Raw genomic sequence first — 14924 nt, 5'->3', positions numbered from 1 at the left:
CGGCGTCGGATGCAGGACCCCACAGATGTCCCCTACCGTGGGTGCCGAGGTGTCGCAGGGGTGGCGGCCGCGGAGGGGACGTTCGGACATGCGCAGGATTCCACCGGAGATGTTCCGATTCACCACGGGGGAGAAGTCCGACCTCAACGGGGCGGTGCTGGAAGCCTTCGGCGTGGCCGGCGAGCACCTGGAGACGGCTCTCGGGCCGGACGGTGTACGCGAGCGGATGCGAGCGGCCGGATGGATCGCGGACATCGAGGACGAGGAACTGCACGACGCGCTGAAGCGGCTGGTGCGCTGGGAACTCCTCGACGTGGTCCACAACCACGCGGAGAACTACCGCACGGCCGAGGAGTACGAACGGCGCAATCTGCAGTACTCCCTGACCCGGCGGGGCGAGGCCGCGCTGGCCGGGGTGCGGCACGCACTGGAGGTTCTGGCCTCGACGGGTGCGCTGCAAACCGCGGTGCTGGAGGCGATCGCCGACCGGCTCGATGAATTGAGCGTGCTGTCCGGCGAACCCGCTTCGGCCGATCGCCGGATCTTCAGCACCTTGCGGGAGCTGGAAGGACATCTGGAAGCCCTGGTGGAGAACACCAAGGCGTTCAACGGCCAACTCCAACGGCTCCTCCGCGCAGAGGGCGCGGACCTGGAGGTGTTCCGCGAGGTCAAGGCGGCAACCGTCGCATATCTGCAGGAGTTTCTGGTCAACCTCGACCGGCGCGGGCAGGCCGTCGCCGCCGCCGTGATCCGAGTGGAGGAACAGGGCATCGCCGTGCTGCGCGAGCGGGCCCTGCGTGGGGCCGAGCTGCCGCCCACGACGGGGGGTGACCCTGCGGCAGGCTGGCTCGACAGCAGGCGGGCGCGCTGGGCGGGACTGAAAGCCTGGTTCCTGCCGGACGACGGAGCGCGAGCCCGGATCGAGCAACTGCACGACATCGCCCGGCGGGCCATCGTCTCCCTTCTGCAGGTCCTGGAACGGATCAATGAATCACGGCGCCGCTCCTCCAGCGCCGTGCAGGACTTCCGGGAGCTGGCGCGCTGGTTCGCGGCGGCCCCCGCGGAAGAGGACCTGCACCGGCTGTGGTCGGCGGCCTTCGGGCTCGGCCCGGCACGCCATGCCCACCTCGCCCACCCCGACCCGGAGCTGATCCCGTCATCCCATTCCTGGGCCGAGGCGCCGCCGGTGGCGGTGTCGGTGCTGCTGCGGACCAGCGGGCGGACGGAGCGCTTCACCCGCACGGCCAAGGTGCGGGACGTCGCGGCCGTCAGGGCGGAGCGTGCCGAGCGGGCCCGCGCGGAACGAGCGGAACTCGCGCGCGCCTGGCAGGCGCTGGAGACGAACGGCCCCGTGCGGCTCTCCTCCTTCGGTGACCTGGATCGCGCTGCCTTCGACCGTCTGCTCGACCTGGTGGGCCGGGCCCTGTCCGCCCGGCCGGATGCGCAGGGTCTGCGGCGTGCGATGACGGGGGATGGCCGAGTGGAGGTCACGCTGTCGCCGCCACTCGACGAGCGCACCGCGGTACTGCATACCTCGAAGGGGGAACTGACGGGGCCGGACTACGTCGTCCGCATCACCGCTGTGGGCGGGGCGAACGCCTTCCCGGTCATCGGCGCCGCGCCGCAGGAGGTGGCAGGGTGAGCACCCTCGCCAACCAGCTGGCCTCCGCGGAACGGGAGGAGGTCGCGCGCGCCATTCGTCTTCTCCTGGCCCGCCCCCTGCTGACGGAGGCGGCCGACCCCGTCGGCTTCGGACTCGTACGGCGCCGTCGCGAGCCGCTGGCCCAGTGGTTCGACTACACGTGCGGCTGGGGTCTGGTCGTGGAACCCCGCCGCGGTTACGCCCGCCTCACCAAGATCCGTACGAACCCCGACAGTTCCCGTCCCGCCCGCAGGGCGCGCTCCGGCCGGGCCCCGTTCGACCGCCGTCGCTACGTCCTGCTGTGCGTGACCGCCGCCGAGCTGTTGTCGATGCCGATGACGACCCTCGGCATGCTGGCCGACCGTGTCGTGCAGGCGACGGCAGCCGACCGCGCACTGGCGGGGTTCGACCCGGTCCACCGACCGGAGCGGATGGCGTTCGTCGACGTACTGAAGCTGCTGGAGTCGTACGACGTGCTGCGCGCGGTGGACGGGACGACCGAGGCATACGTCGAGTCCACGGAGGCGAAGGTCCTGTACAGGGTGGACGCCACCCTGCTGATGCGGCTGCCCGCCGCGCCGGTTGGCGCCTCACGGCTCGCCGTGCCCCCTGACGAGGTGCCCGCTCGCTTCGAGGAACTCCTCATGGGCCTGTTGCGGGAGCGCCGCTACGGCGGCGCGTTCGTCGACGGGGCGGTCGAGGAGGCGCACGGCGAGACCGCCATCACGGACGCACAACGCAACCTGAGGCTGCGTCATTCGGTGTTCCGACGCCTCTTCGACGACCCCGTGCTGTACCGGGGGGACCTCGCCGAGGAAGAACTGTCGTACCTCACCTCCCTGACCGGACGCCAGATCATGCGTCGCTCGGCCGAACAGGCCGGCTTCCTCCTGGAGGAACGGGCAGAGGGCTTTCTCCTGGTGGACCCGGACGCGATCGCCACCGATGTCCGCTTCCCCGACGACACCTCCACCGCACGCGTCGCCGCGCTGCTCCTGCTTGAGCCGCTCTGCGCCGCACCTGCGGGAATGCTGCCCGTACAGCTTGCCGAGGCCGGAGCGGATCTGCTGCGCCGCTTCCCGCGCTGGGCCAAGGCGTACCAGTCCGAGGACGGCGCGGCCCGGCTGGCCGACGACGCCGTACGCGTACTGCGTGACACCGGGCTCGCCCGCATGTCCCGAGGACGCGTCCTCGCGTGCCCGGCCGCGTACCGCTACCGCTTGACAGAGACGACGAGCCCCCAGCCGAAAGGCGAGCGCGGCCCCGAGGAGGGCGTGAGCCCGCGCGGGCCGGGAAGCACCACGGCTTCGGATGGCGTCGCCGAAGAAGGAGACATGCAGTGAGTGTCACAGAGCTTCCTCTCCAGCGGCAGCAGGAGGAGTCCACCGAGCCGGCCGAGCGGCCGCTCACGCGAGCGGCGGGCACCGCCCGCAGCCGTTGGCAGCCGTACCGTGCGGGCATCCTCAACATCTGGCGCTACTACGACGAGACCTTCACCTTCCACCAAGGGCGCCTGCTGCTGCGCGGGCAGAACGGCTCCGGCAAGTCCAAGGCCCTGGAGCTGCTGCTCCCGTTCCTCTTCGATGCCAGCCTTCGCCCCAACCGCCTCTCCACGTTCGGCGGTTCGGAACGCACCATGCACTGGAACATGCTCGGCGAAGGAACCTCCGGCAAGACCCGCGTGGGGTACGTGTGGATGGAGTTCCGCCGCATCGGTGACGACGGTGGCGAGCAGTGGTTCGGCTGCGGAGCCCGCCTGCAGGCGAGTGTGCACACCAGCACGGCACACGCCGATTACTTCACCACCAGCTCCCGGATCGCTCACCCCGGCGGTGTGCACGTCGTCAACGAGTCGGGGCAGCCCCTGACCCGCGCTGCCCTCGTCGACGCCCTGCGCGACCGTGGTGAGGTGTACCCCTCGTCCACCGACTACCGCACCGCCGTGCGACGTGAACTCTTCGCCGGCATGGGGGAGCAGCGGTACGAGTCGCTGCTGTCCGCCCTGCTCCAACTGCGTCAGCCCAAGCTGTCCGAACGGCTCGACCCGTCCCTGCTGTCCACCCTGCTGTCCCGCGCCCTGCCCCCGCTGGGCGAGGGAGAGATCACCGAGCTCGCCGAGGGCTTCGAGCGCCTGGACCGGCAGCGCGGCCACCTCGACCGGCTCGATGCCGAAGTGTCCGCGGCCGATACGGTCGCCTCCCGGCAACGCGCGTACGCACGCCGGGTCCTGCGCGCCGGCGCGGCCACGCTGATCTCGGCGACCACAGAGATGGACGACCTCACCCGCGCCGCCCGCCACAGCGCCGAGGAGTACGAAAAGGCGCTCGCGGAGCGTGAATCGGCCCTGGCCCGGCGCGATGAACAGGAGACGCGGGCGCACGCCCTGGAAGAGACCATCGAGGGGTTGCGAGAGCGCGACGCGTACCAGCAGGGCGAGGAACTCGACGGGCTCCGCCGCCGTACCGAGCACCTGGTCGCGACCGCTGGGCGGCAGCGCACCACCGCCCGGTCCGTTGAGGCCGGGGCGGAGAAGGACCAGAGGGACGCCGACGAGGCGGCGAGCCGGGCCCGCACGTTCGACGAGCATGCGCGGGCAGCCGCCGACGAGGCACGCAGATCGGCCCGCGCCGCGGGTATGGAATCCCTCCACCATGAGGTGAACGCGATCCTCGACGCGGAGCCCGCGGCCCACCTCCGCGACGGCACGGAACACGAGGCGGGCCCTCGCCGGTCCGGCGATCCCGTCCTCGTTCCCCACCCCGTGGGCAAGGAGGGAGCCGGCCGAGCCCGCCGCCTGCTGCGGGGCGCGGTCACTGCCCGGCGGGAGCAGGTCACCGACATCACCGAAACCATCGACGAGCACGACCGGGCGGTACGTGACCGGGGCGCGGCCGAGGGCTTGTTGGAGGGAGCGCGTACCCGGCTCGCGGAGGCGATCGCCCGGCGGGGTGAGGCGGCCGCAGCCTGGGACGACGCCCTCGCCGCACAGGTGGAACGGCTCCTTGCCTGGGCGAAGGACTGCACGGAACTGCACCTCTCCGACCCCGGTGAACTGGCGGCGCGAGCAGCGGTCGAAGCCGACGTACGGGCGTTGGCCGAGGCCGCCGCGCGACCGCTGGACCAGGAGATCGCCACGGCGCAGGCCGGTGTCCGAGCCGCACGCCAACGGCTGGGGGAGAAGAGGGACCAGCTTGAGGAGGAGGTGCGACTGCTCAGCGGTGAAACCGACCTCCCGCCGCCCCCTGCGCCCACCCGCACCGCCGTCCGGACAACGGCGGCGGGAGCACCGCTGTGGCGCCTGGTGGCATTCCGCGCAGGCGTCCCGCTCCCCGTCCAGGCCGCGGTGGAGGCGGCACTGGAAGCGTCGGGCCTGCTGGACGCGTGGGTCAGTCCTTCGGACGGGTTCACACTCCCGGGTCACGACACCTATGCCGAGGCCACCCTCGGCATGACCGCACCGGGGCCCAGCCTGCTGGAGGTGCTGATGCCTGAGGAGGACATCCCGGTGCCGGCCGGCACCGTGACCCGCATCCTCGCGAGTGTCGCGTACGGCAGCACTCTGCCCGACGGCCACCCCGCGGCCGTCTCCGCCGGCGGTGCCTGGCGCCTTGAGCCGGCCACCGGGACCTGGAGCAAGCCGGAACCCGCCCACATCGGCGCCCTCGCGCGGCAACGGGCCCGGCAGCGCAAGATCGGCGAACTGACCGAGCACCTCGGCGAGACGGCCGCCGCCCTCGCCGCTCTCGACGATCAGCTGAACGCTCTCGATGCCCGCGCCGCCCGGCTGGAAGCCGACCGAGCCGCCCGGCCCGACCACCGGGAACTCGACGCCCGTCGACGGGACTGGGACCGAGCCGAGGAGAAGGTGGCCGCCCGGGACGACGCAGTGCGTGACGCGACCGCGCACCTGGCCCGGCGCGAGACCGAGGTGGCGGAGGCCACACGCACGCTGAGCCGCCGGGCCGTCGAACACGGACTGCCCACGGACCGCGACCGGCTGCGCGTACTCGTCGGTGACATCGAAACGTTCCGGGATCGGGCCGACAGCTGGGTGGACGCCCGTCTCACCGCGGCCACCGCTGCCGACCGGGCTCAGCAGGCGGCCGCGCAGGCGGACCGGTCCCACCGCATTGCCGAGGAGCGGGCCGGGGACGCAGCTGCCGCCGAAGCGGAGGCGGCTGGGTGGACGGCCCGCCTGAAGGCAGTGGAGGCGACCGTCGGCGAGGACTACCGGCAGATCGTCGCGCGCGTCGCGGCGGCGCGCGCCGAGCGTGACCGTTGCCGGAACGAGGCCCGCCGGGCGAACGACCGCCTGGTGGGGCTGGAGGGCCGCATCGGGGAACTGCGGGCCACGAGCGGACAGGACGCCGAACGACGGGAAAGGGCCGTGGAGAACCGGGACGGTGCGGCGCACCGCTTCCGGCACCTGTGCCTGGTCGGGTTGGCCGAGGACGCCGGAACCGCACCGGAACTCGACGCTGCGGACGGTACCAGGGCCACCTTGGAGGCCGCCCGCGCCACAGCAGCGAAGTGGCCCGGCATCCCGCACGCTCCGCGCAACCTGGGCGACGCCGCGACCCGCCTCTCCGAAGCCGTCCACGAGGCCCGCCAGCGCCTCGGTACCCGTGCCGATCTGGAGCTGGAGCCCGACGACGACATCCAGCTCTTCACCGCCACGCTGGACGGCGTACGTGTGGGGGCGTCGGGCCTGCTCACCTCGCTCACCCAAGAGCGCGACCGTAGCCGTGATGACATCACCACGGCCGAGCGGCGCCTCTTCGACCAGATCCTCACCGGCGACATCCGCCGCCACCTCGCGGCCCGCATGCGTCAGGCCGGCGAGCTCGTCGACCGCATGAACGGGCATCTGGAGCAGGTTCGTACCGCCTCCCACGTTGCGGTCCAACTCGTCTGGGACGTCCGTCCGGACCTTCCCGACAGCACCCGCACGGCCCGTCAGCTGCTGCTGAAGGATCCCGGCCGGGTCACCGAGTCCGACCGGGACGCCCTGCACACCTTCTTCCGTGCCCGCATCGATGAGGCCAAGGGAGGTGACGCGGCCGCAAGCTGGGAGGAACACCTCGGCGAGGTGCTCGACTACACCGCCTGGCACCGTTTCACCGTCCGCCTCGACCGAGCCAACGGAACCGGGTGGCAGCCGCTGACCAAGAAACTGCACGGTGCACTGTCCGGCGGGGAGAAGGCCATCGCCCTGCATCTGCCGCTTTTCGCCGCAGTCGCCGCCCATTACGAGGCCGTCCCCCTGGCACCCCGGCCGATCCTTCTCGACGAGGTCTTCGTCGGCGTCGACACGGTCAACCGAGGTCAGGTCTTCGCCCTGCTCACCGCACTCGACCTGGACCTCGTGATCACCTCCGACCACGAGTGGGCCACCTACAGCGAGCTGCCCGGCATCGCCGTGCACCAACTCCTCACCGACGGGGACGACGATGCCGTCACCAGCGCGCGCTTCGTCTGGAACGGCGCCGGCCTGGAGGCGGGATGACCACCACGGAACCGGCCCCGGGCGAGGCCACCCTCCAACGCTCCGCACTCCGTCCGCTCTGGCACACGGTCCACAGCCGCCTCTCCACCGGCCGTCCCGTCACACGAGTGCGTCTCGGGCCGCTCGACGACACCCAGCGTGAAGCCCTCGCCGACCTCCTCGGCCTCGACCGCCTGCCGGAACCTCGTCCCTCCGTCTCACTCGCCCGCCTGGAAGAGGCCGTCACCGAGCTGTCCGGCCGTACGGTACGAGAGGTCGTCACCCACCTTGTCGGCCCCGTCGGCGACAGAGCGGGCGAGCGGCGCCGCCACGAAGGCGAACGGGCCGAGCTGTGGACCTGGCTGGCAGGCCACGACACGGTACGGGCCCAGCCCGTGCTCTCTGACTGGGCGGCTTCCTGCCGGGCGGCAGGACTGGTCGGCGGTTCGGTGGAACGCACCCGTGCGCTGCTCACCGACGCGCTCAAGGTGCTCGCGGAACTGCCCGGCCAGGCGGAACCGCTGCCTGTGTTCGCCGCCCGGGTCCTGAACGGTCACGCGCACGCACTCGACGACGGCACCCCCCTGTCCACACTCGTCCTTCGCGCCCTGGCGATCCTGTACGACACCGTCCCGCCGCACTCCGCGGTGGGCCGGCGTGCACTGTGGAGTCGCGCGGGTGTCGCCGATGACGAGCTGTCCGCCACCGTCCTCGTCGGCGGCCTGCGCCCGGCCGGCGACGGCCTGCTCGCCCGGGTGGCCGCAGCGTGCACGGAGGCGGGGCAGGCCGCCAGTGTGACCCTGGCCCATGTCCGGAGCGCGGGCGAGTTCGCCCTGCCCGCGGCTCCTGTACCTGTCGTCCATATCGCGGAGAACCCCAGCATCCTGGCGTTGGCGCTACGCCGCTTCGGCCCTGACTGCCCGCCGCTCGTCTGCACGTCCGGCTGGCCCAACAGCGCCGCGATCCAACTCCTGCGCATGCTCGCGGACCACGGCGCCGCTCTCCGCTACCACGGCGACTTCGACGGCGAAGGCATCCGTATCGCCGCGTACGTCCTGGACAAGACACCGGCGCGCCCCTGGCGTATGACGACAGCGGACTACCGCACCGCGGTCGCACTCACCCCATGTGGTCCTGCGCCTGGGCGCATCACCGAAGCGCCGTGGGATACCGAGTTGGCCGAGGCCATGGCAGAGCACGGCACCGCCGTGGTCGAGGAACTGGTGGCCGATGTGTTGTTGGAGGACCTCGCTGTGAGGGTTCAGCGGGAGCAGCCCCGGCCGGCCGTGACGCTCGGGTGACGCCCCGGGCAGCCGAAGGGCCGCCCGGGGCGGCGGCCCTTCCGGCGCAACGTGGTGCCGGGTGCTACCCGAGGTCGAAGGTGTTGGGCAGCCCCAGTCGGTAGCGCAGCTCGTCGACCCGTTTCAGGGGCTCCATCTCCGGCGGCCGGTACAACTCCCAGATGTGACACCGCTCGGAGCTCGAACTGTCCGCGTCCAGAAGTGCGTTGACGGCGCGTCGCGCGGACTCGTTGGCGCCCTCCATGGTCGCCAGGTCCACATCCGTACGGACGTAGTCGCCCGCGAGGAAGAAGTTCGGCACCGCTGTCCTCGCCGACGGGCGGTGGAAGAGGGTTCCGGTGGGGTGGATGAGGAGCTGTTCGCGGTTTTGCGGGTCGGGGCCGCCGAGGCCCGTCACCGCCGGGTCCATGAACCAGCCGAGCCGGTCCTCGTCCCTGAGCGTCGTCTTGCCGGAGTCGTTCAGCCCGTCCTTCAGCTGGGCCCACAGTTCGGCGACGATCTCGTCCTTGGTGCACTCGCGGGCCGTCTTGCCGTAGAGGATGCCGGGCTTGTCCCACTCGGAGATGATCGTGGACAGGCATTCGCGGGCCTGGCCGTCCCCGTAGTCGCGTGAGAGGTCCCGGACGTCCCAGAACTGCGTCTGGCCGATTCCGGTGACGGCCCAGGGTGAGTCGAGGCAGTTGATGTGGCCGTGCACGACGGGGGTGGGCGTGCGCAGGTAGAACATCACGCCGGTCATCCAGTCCGCCTTCAGCGCGTCGCACCGCCCGAGCTGCGGGTCGGCGGCGCGCAGGCCAGGGCCCCAGGTCGCGCGCGCGTGCTCGACGGGGAGGGCGCAGACGTAGTGGTCGGCGGTGAGGGTGCGCTGTCGGCCGCCGTCGCGCGTCGCCACTCGTACGCCGGTCACCCGGCCGCCGCCGTACACCACCTCCCGGACCTCGGTGCCGAGCACGAACGTGACGCCCAGGGAGCGCAGATGCGTCTCCCAGGGGTCGATCCACGCCTCACTGGTCGGGGCGTTCAGCACCCGGTCGATGTCCGCGTCGCCGTCCATGCCGCGGCCGAGCAGGCCCCACAGGAGGAGGGCCTCGATGATGACGCGGCCGACGGTGCGGGTGGAGGCGATCTCGGCGCGGGTGGCGACGAGGTTGCGGGTCTGGCCGATGCCGAGGAGTACCTGGTACTCGCGGCTCATCTCGCCGGCCCGGATGAAGTCCCACCAGGTGACCTTCTCCCACTGGCCCTCGCGGCGGGCGTCGCAGCTGGTGAGGTGGACCAGGAGGCGGTTGGCGAAGTAGGCGGCCTCATGGGCGGGCAGGTGGGTGGCGAGGTCCAGCACCGAAAGGATCTGGTCGCGGATCCAGGACGGCGTGAGGTCGCCGAGGGCGGGCGGAGTGGTCACCCGGCGGAGCGGGAAGTGCAGGTCCGGGCGGCCCGAGCCGCGCGCGAACAGCGCCTCCGTACCGCTGCGGAGGTTGCCGTGGACACCGTTCGCGTTGCCGGGGAAGGGGATGCGGCGCATGGTGTCCGGCAGATTCCGGTAGAAGCCGGGGAAGAAGCGGAAGCCGTGCTCGCCGGGAAGCGGCTTGCGGCCGCCCACCGCGGTCCCGGGGGCGTTCATCGAGCGAGCCTTGCCGCCGAGGGTGTCGTAGTACTCGTAGACCGTGACCTCGTAGCCGCGTTCGGCGAGCTCGTGGGCGGCGCTGAGGCCGGATACTCCGCCGCCGAGGACGGCGACGCGCTTGCCGGCGGCGGCCGCGGCCGCGCTGCCGGCAGCCCCTGAGGCGTCGATCGCCACCCCGCCGACGACTCCGGCGACCGCTCCACCGGTCGCTGCCAGGAAGCGTCTGCGGCTGTGTCCGTCGCGCCCCTCGGACTGCTGCGCGTGTTCCGTTGTCATGGGCACTGGAGCGTAGAGAGGGGCTCCGGAAGCCGGAAGCCCTTTCCTCTGTCACTCACAGTATTCTCACAAGCGCGGAGAGGGGCGACGTTGGGCGTGTTCACACAAGGCCGGGCGTGCGACGCGTAGCCGTGGCGCGCATCTGAGGCGCGGCGCTGGTCCGCGCGGCGGATCGCCGAGGCGTTGCGCAAGCCGAGCCGGGCGTCCTGGGGGGCATGGGCGGCATCCGAGACCGGGCGGGGTGTCGCGGGTGCGTCGGGAGGGGAAGGTCGTGTGGAAACAGGTGTTACAGGCGCCGCTCGGTGGCAATGTCACGTAACACCGTCTCCGGGGGAAGTGTCTTCGCGCTCCCTTAAGAGGGGCTGGTAAATCGTCACATGGTGGGCGGGGGGCCGGTCCTCGTAACGCTTCACTGGAACGTAACGTGCGTTACATCTACCCAATCTCATGGGCTCCATGTAATTTCCTCTTCGTGCTCGTCGTCGGCGTCTCCCGCCGGCAGTACGTCAGAGGAAGGATTCGACCGTGGTGCACACCCGCCCGACCCGCCACGTGACCGCCGCAGCCGTTCTGCCGGCCGTGGCCGTGGCAACACTCACCGCGTGCGGCGGTCAAGCCGCCAGTACCGCGGCGCCGCCCGCCCGCGTCACCGTCGCGGGGGCGCAGATCACCCGAGATGCGACGCTCCACGATGTGCTGCCGGCCGCCAGCAAAGACAGCAACACGGTGCGGGTGGCCACCGAGGTGCCCTACGCGCCGTTCGCGATGTTCGTCACCGAGGGCAAGCCGGACCTGACCGGCCTGGACTACGACCTGGGGCAGGCGCTGGGCGCCAAGCTCGGCGTGCGGTTCGCCTTCACGCCGCAGAAGTTCGACGGCATCGTGCCGGCCGTCCAGGCGGGGAAGTTCGACGTCGCCATGTCGGCGCTGACCGACACCAAGGAACGCAGGCAGGTCCTGGACTTCGTGGACTACTCGGTTTCCGGCTCGGGGGTGCTGGTCGCCAAGGGCAATCCGGCCCGGATCACGAAACTGGACGACCTGTGCGGCCGCAACGTGGGTGTCGAGGCCGCCACCCACCAGCTTCAGCTGCTCCAGGCCCACCAGGCCGCGTGCAAAGCTGCGGGCAGGCAGCAGATCGGCATCCACACGTTCCCCAAGGACTCCGACGCGCAGCTCGCGCTGCGCTCGGGCAAGGTCGTGGCCGATGTGCTGACCAAGCCCGCGGCCGGTTGGACGGCCAAGACCGCCGACGGCGGCGGCGCGTTCGAGGTGGTCGACGACCCCTCGGCGAGCGCCGGCTACGGAGCCACGCCCAACGGCATCGGCGTCAGCAAGAACCTTCCGCAGCTCACCGAAGCCATCCGCAAGGCACTTCAGCAGCTGATCGACGAGGGCACGCTCACCAGGATCTGTGACAAGTACGGCGGGGCGTCGATCGCGGTGAAGCAGGCCACGAAGAACGGGATGGTGTCCTGACATGGCAGCAACTACCGCACCCGGGCCCGCCGGCACCGACGCCGTCCGGTCCGACGGGCCGCCGCCGCAGGACCTCCTGGCCGTGCCCGTGCGGCACTGGGGCCGGTGGATCGCCGCCGTGGTGGCGGTGACCGCGCTCACGGGACTCGTCGGGTCGCTGGCCAAGAACGCCAATCTGCACTGGGACATCGTCGGCCACTACCTCTTCGCCGGCCTGATCTTCGACGGCCTCGTCACGACCCTGTGGCTGACCGCCGCGGCCATGGTCCTCGCCCTGGCGCTCGGCACACTCGTCGCCGTGATGCGGCGCTCGGCCAATACCGTCCTGTACAGCCTGGCCACCGCGTTCGTGTGGCTCTTCCGTGGTACCCCGCTGCTTGTCCAGATCATCTTCTGGGGCTATGCCGGGGCCCTGTACAAGTACGTGATGATCGGTGTCCCGTTCACGCACATCACTTTCCTCCAGGTGGACACCAACAGCCTGCTGACGCCGGCGGTGGCCGCGCTGCTGGCCCTGGGGCTCAACGAGGCCGCGTACGCCAGCGAGATCATCCGCGCCGGCATCCAGTCCGTCGACGAAGGGCAGACGGAAGCCGCGTACTCGCTCGGTATGCGGCCGGCGCTGACCATGCGGCGCATCGTGCTGCCGCAGGCGATGCGGGTCATCATCCCGCCCATGGGCAACGAATCGATCAACATGCTGAAGATGACCGCCTTGGTGTCGGTGATCTCCGCGCACGACCTGATGTCCAACATCCAGGACGTGTACGCCCAGAACTACCAGGTCATTCCCCTGCTGGTGGTGGCCAGCATCTGGTATCTGCTCCTCGTCACGCTGCTGAGCCTCCCGCAGTCCTGGCTGGAGCGCCGTTACGGACGCGGCACCACCCGCAGCGGGCGCACCAGCCCGCTGCGGCGTCTGCTCGCCGGGGCCGCAACTCGTCTGCCGGTCTTCGGATCCGGCCCGCACCACCAGAAGGGACGACCGTGACAACCCCCATGGTGCACGCCGAGGGCGTGCGCAAACACTTCGGAAGGCTCGACGTCCTCAAGGGCATCGATCTGACCGTGGAACGTGGTCAGGTCTGCTGTCTGCTCGGGCCGTCGGGCTCTGGGAAGTCCACATTCCTGCGCTGCATCAATCACCTGGAGAAGGTCGACGCCGGGCGGCTGACCGTCGACGGTGACCTCGTGGGCTACCGGCAGCAGGGCAGCAAGTTGCACGAGTTGCGGGAGAGGGAAGTCGCCCGGCGCCGCCGCGACATCGGCATGGTCTTCCAGCGCTTCCACCTTTTCCCGCACATGACGGCCCTTCAGAATGTCATGGATGCCCCGGTCAAGGTAGCCGGTGCCGACAGCGCACAGGCGCGGCTCGACGCCGAACGTCTGCTGGACCGGGTCGGCCTGGCCGACCGGGCGGGCCACTATCCGGCCCAGCTGTCCGGCGGCCAGCAGCAGCGGGTCGCCATCGCCCGTGCCCTGGCGATGAAACCCAAGCTCATGCTCTTCGACGAGCCCACCTCCGCCCTCGACCCGGAACTGGTCGGGGACGTCCTTCAGGTCATGCGGCAACTCGCGGCGGACGGCATGACCATGGTCGTGGTCACCCACGAGATCGCCTTCGCCCGCGAGGTCGCCGACACCGCCGTCTTCATGGACGAAGGCGTCGTCGTCGAATCCGGCCCGCCGCGCCAGGTCCTGGCCGATCCGCAGCAGGAGCGCACCCGCACGTTCCTGTCCAAGGTCCTGTGACCGCCCTCTCGCGGCAGCACCGCGACACACCCGCCGACGACCCGGCCGTCACGGCCGCGCTGCTGGCCCAGGCCGAAGCCCGGCTCGACGGCTACCTCCGGGATCTGGCCGAACTGGTGGCGATCGACTCCGGCTCCTACAGCCCCGACGGCGTCAACCTCGTCGCCGCGTGGACCGCGGCCCGGCTGGAGGCGATCGGCTTCACCACGCAACGGATCGCGCTCCCGCCGGTCCATGGCGAACGGTCCGGTGACGTCCTGGTGGCCCGCAACGCCGGCCGCCTGCCGCAGGCCGAAGGCGGCCGGCGGATCCTGTTGGCGGCCCACATGGACACCGTCTTCGAGGACGGTACAGCCGCCGCACGGCCGTTCCGAATCGCCGGCTCGCGGGCCCACGGCCCCGGCGCCAGCGACGACAAGGGAGGGCTGCTGGCCGGCCTGACCGCCCTGGAGATCCTGCACGCCGCCGGCCTGGACGACTACGCCGAGGTGGTGTTCCTCGCCACCCCGGACGAGGAGATCGGATCGCCGGCCAGCCGCCCCGTCACCGAACGCACCGCGCACGGTATGCACTATGCGCTGGCGCTGGAGTGCGCACGGGAGAACGGGGATCTCGTCGTCGCCCGCAAGGGCGTCGCGGACTACCTGCTCCGCGTCACCGGCCGCGCCGCGCACGCCGGCATCGAACCTGAGCGGGGAGCGAATGCCGCCCTCGCGGCGGCTCACCTGGTCCTCGCCCTTGAGGGACTCAACGACGGCGGGGGAGACGCGACGGTCAACGTCGGCGTCGTGCGTGCGGGCAGCCGGGCCAACATCGTCTGCCCCGAGGCGGAACTGCGCGTCGAGGTGCGGTCGCCCACCGCCGCGGGTTTGGACCGTGGTCGCGCCGCGATCGAAGCCGCCGCGGCCCGCCCCACCGTTCCCGGCACAACGGTTCAGGTACAGGAGCTGGAGGTGTGCCCGCCCATGCCGGACACGCCCGCTTCCCGTCGCATCTTCGCGCACGCTCTGCGGGCCGGGCAGCAGCTGGGCCTGCCGATGGGCGCCGCGGCGACCGGCGGCGTCGGTGACGCCAACCTCATCGCCGGATGCGGTGTGCCGGTGCTGGACGGGCTCGGGCCGGTCGGCGGGGCCGACCACTCACCGGAGGAATGGCTCGACGTGACATCCGTTCCCGCCCGGATCGCCCTGCTCGCCTCCCTCATTGCCCGCCTCGGCAATGCCCGTACCGGCTGACCCATCGGCCTCCCGCACCCGGCCGGGTTGGGCCCCGGCGGGGGGGGGGTCCCACACACACCACCGGGGACCCCCAGAGACGAGGGGAGAACTGAGAGGGAAAGCACAGAAGGTCACAACAATTTGAGCC

At 71.2% G+C, this 14924-nt stretch carries 9 protein-coding genes; 8 read left to right on the top strand and 1 reads right to left on the bottom strand.

Going from position 1 to position 14924, the window contains the following annotated elements; genetic code table 11:
* The first annotated feature begins 88 nt into the window (after nt 1-88).
* The 4 genes from ACFWWQ_RS02475 to ACFWWQ_RS02460 are packed head-to-tail and all read left to right on the top strand — an operon-like array spanning nt 89 to nt 8428.
* Nucleotides 89-1642 (top strand): TIGR02677 family protein, encoded by a 1554-nt coding sequence (locus ACFWWQ_RS02475; protein ID WP_384588811.1) that lies wholly within the window; start codon nt 89-91, stop codon nt 1640-1642.
* Nucleotides 1639-2985: a TIGR02678 family protein gene (locus ACFWWQ_RS02470; RefSeq protein WP_384588808.1), complete on the top strand. Its 1347-nt coding sequence runs from the start codon at nt 1639-1641 to the stop codon at nt 2983-2985. The genes ACFWWQ_RS02475 and ACFWWQ_RS02470 overlap by 4 nt, the downstream gene beginning before the upstream one ends.
* Nucleotides 2982-7148, top strand: a complete 4167-nt coding sequence (locus tag ACFWWQ_RS02465; RefSeq protein WP_384588805.1) for a TIGR02680 family protein — start codon at nt 2982-2984, stop codon at nt 7146-7148. The genes ACFWWQ_RS02470 and ACFWWQ_RS02465 overlap by 4 nt, the downstream gene beginning before the upstream one ends.
* Entirely contained in the window at nt 7145-8428 is a 1284-nt protein-coding gene (locus ACFWWQ_RS02460; protein ID WP_384588801.1) for a TIGR02679 family protein, read from the top strand. Before ACFWWQ_RS02465 ends, ACFWWQ_RS02460 begins: the two co-directional genes overlap by 4 nt.
* Before the next feature lie 64 nt (nt 8429-8492).
* Here the strand turns inward: ACFWWQ_RS02460 and ACFWWQ_RS02455 are convergent, their stop codons facing one another.
* Nucleotides 8493-10328: an FAD-dependent oxidoreductase gene (locus ACFWWQ_RS02455; protein ID WP_384588798.1), complete on the bottom strand. Its 1836-nt coding sequence runs from the start codon at nt 10326-10328 to the stop codon at nt 8493-8495.
* A 525-nt stretch (nt 10329-10853) separates the two neighbouring features.
* On the opposite strand from ACFWWQ_RS02455, the gene ACFWWQ_RS02450 reads away from it, so the two are divergent.
* From ACFWWQ_RS02450 to ACFWWQ_RS02435, 4 genes are read left to right on the top strand one after another with little or no spacing between them, the layout of a single operon-like run.
* The gene (locus ACFWWQ_RS02450) at nt 10854-11807 is read left to right on the top strand and encodes an ABC transporter substrate-binding protein (protein ID WP_384588795.1); all 954 of its coding nucleotides are present in this window, start codon (nt 10854-10856) and stop codon (nt 11805-11807) included.
* Between the two features lies 1 nt (nt 11808).
* A complete protein-coding gene (locus tag ACFWWQ_RS02445) occupies nt 11809-12798 on the top strand; it encodes an amino acid ABC transporter permease (RefSeq protein WP_384588791.1) in 990 nt (329 codons plus the stop codon).
* Nucleotides 12799-12806: 8 nt separating this feature from the next.
* Complete coding sequence (locus tag ACFWWQ_RS02440) at nt 12807-13559, top strand: amino acid ABC transporter ATP-binding protein (RefSeq protein WP_384588871.1); 753 nt, start codon at nt 12807-12809, stop codon at nt 13557-13559.
* Nucleotides 13556-14794, top strand: coding sequence for a M20 family metallopeptidase (locus ACFWWQ_RS02435; protein ID WP_384588788.1), 1239 nt, complete (start codon nt 13556-13558; stop codon nt 14792-14794). The genes ACFWWQ_RS02440 and ACFWWQ_RS02435 overlap by 4 nt, the downstream gene beginning before the upstream one ends.
* The last annotated feature ends 130 nt before the right edge of the window (nt 14795-14924 follow it).

The organism is Streptomyces sp. NPDC059080 (assembly GCF_042739975.1).
GTDB lineage: Bacteria > Actinomycetota > Actinomycetes > Streptomycetales > Streptomycetaceae > Streptomyces > Streptomyces benahoarensis.
This window is presented reverse-complemented; position numbering and strand designations above follow the sequence as displayed.

What these genes read in the sequence shown, in the direction of transcription:
- ACFWWQ_RS02460 (WP_384588801.1), top strand. Translation starts at nt 7,145, where the DNA reads ATGACCACCACGGAACCGGCCCCGGGCGAGGCCACCCTCCAACGCTCC.
- ACFWWQ_RS02445 (WP_384588791.1), top strand. Translation starts at nt 11,809, where the DNA reads ATGGCAGCAACTACCGCACCCGGGCCCGCCGGCACCGACGCCGTCCGG.
- ACFWWQ_RS02455 (WP_384588798.1), bottom strand. Translation starts at nt 10,328, where the DNA reads ATGACAACGGAACACGCGCAGCAGTCCGAGGGGCGCGACGGACACAGC.
- ACFWWQ_RS02475 (WP_384588811.1), top strand. Translation starts at nt 89, where the DNA reads ATGCGCAGGATTCCACCGGAGATGTTCCGATTCACCACGGGGGAGAAG.
- ACFWWQ_RS02440 (WP_384588871.1), top strand. Translation starts at nt 12,807, where the DNA reads ATGGTGCACGCCGAGGGCGTGCGCAAACACTTCGGAAGGCTCGACGTC.